The 1,643-nt window shown below is 45.2% G+C and carries 1 protein-coding gene; it reads right to left on the reverse strand.

Translation table 11 applies throughout. The features are described from left to right. Window positions 1-139: 139 nt before the first annotated feature. Complete coding sequence (locus C8U37_RS14290) at window positions 140-1,471, reverse strand: IS4 family transposase (RefSeq protein ID WP_245879854.1); 1,332 nt, start codon at window positions 1,469-1,471, stop codon at window positions 140-142. Window positions 1,472-1,643 lie beyond the last annotated feature (172 nt).

Genomic DNA, 1,643 nt, shown 5'->3' on the forward strand with positions numbered 1-1,643 from the left:
CAATGTCATTAACTTAAGGGCATTGACAAATAAGAGACAGGTAGAAATGGGAGAAGTACTCTCTCATTTCTACCTGTCTCTTTCGTTTCTGGCAATCGAAGACGCAACAAAATAAGGCATCCCCAGGAGGAAAGTTGCCCTAATATGTGTAACGATAAGATCGTCTGGATTTGTTCACCGGATTCTTCCTTTTGGCCGCCCTATGTGGGCGGACGGGGACAAGGTGCTTGGTAAGCAGTGCACTCATGTGCTCGAAACTTTCGTTCCGTTGTTCACGTGTTTCACCCATGATTGATTCGATGAAGTAGGTCTTCACGATTCCAATAGCGATGCTGATATTTTGCTTCATTTCATATTTATAGCGTTCTTGGGGGATTTCTCTTGTTTCGCTCACTTCGATCAGGTGAAGCATCGTCAGGTTGTACAACCAGACACTACAATAAATATCCTGAAGGATCAGCCGTTCCCGGATGCCGCTGAACTCCTCTAACTTCATCCGGTTTTTCAATATATTATAGGCGGTTTCGATTCCCCACCTCAACCGGTATACTTCATTCAAGTCGTCGGCTGAAAATTCAGCGGGTGTTAAATTCGTCAAAAGGACTTCGTCCTCTATCTTCCCGCTGTCCTGCTTGCGAAGTGGGATTTTTACAAAACGCAAGGGATAAACTGTGTTCATCAAGGTCGCTCGAAAGATCCGGTCGTTCCGGTAGTAGTTTGTCTGGGAACGGGTAAAGGTGACTTCAAAGGATTTGTCTTGCCCTGCAGACAGCTGGCTAGAATAACGCTTTAAGTTCCGATGATTCATCCGCATCACAAATTTCTGCCCGTCCTGGTTCAGTTGGTGGACCAACCGCATCGAGAAATAGCCGCGATCAAACACGGTGATGGTCGGCTGTCGGAGCGTTTCTTTCAACACGTGGAGGTGTTGCGAAGCCGAGTCGCGCTCACTGCTTTTGTACGGACCGACAAACGTGTCAATCACCAATTTATTGATACAATCATAGAGTATGGAGACGGATGCCATCACCGGATTGGCTGATGCCTGGGGATTATGAGACATACCGTACTTTGTGGTGTTTTCCTCCGTGGAGGGCAGGATGATGTCTGAGCCGTCTATCGCGGTCACAATGTACCCGTTTAGCTTGACCAACTGGTCATCATTTTCTTCATAAACCATAGACATGTAGTCAGTCATCATCAACCGGATGGCTTTGGGGTTGTAGTTCATTCTGGCCTTATAAAAAGCGACGGTCGAAATGTCCAGGGGTTTCCCCAGGTTCTCGTAGAAATTTAGGAGTTCGCAAAATTGCGAGTTTCCCTTTTGCGCAAACATTTGAAGCATCAATGCGAGCGGGGTAGTTTTCCTTTTTCGGGTAAATGCTTGTGGATTCCCTTCGCGGATATCTTCCAGATAAATAGTTTGGGCTTCTTCGATAAATTCTTGGAACGCCATCATTTGGACCATCATTTCTAATCCCTCCTTATAAATTACAGCCCATATTTCCTACATTAAGTATAACTGGAAACTAGGAGAGTTGGAAAAAAATCCTCCTTCCAACACAAAACAAAAGCGAGAATGCACAATTGAATGCATTCTCGCTTTTTTCAGATGTCAAGTCGCTTAAGTTAATGACATTGTC

Source organism: Trichococcus patagoniensis (assembly GCF_003051085.1).
GTDB lineage: Bacteria > Bacillota > Bacilli > Lactobacillales > Aerococcaceae > Trichococcus > Trichococcus patagoniensis.

Coding starts and splice junctions, on each gene's coding strand:
- C8U37_RS14290 (WP_245879854.1), bottom strand. CDS start 1,471: ATGATGGTCCAAATGATGGCGTTCCAAGAATTTATCGAAGAAGCCCAA.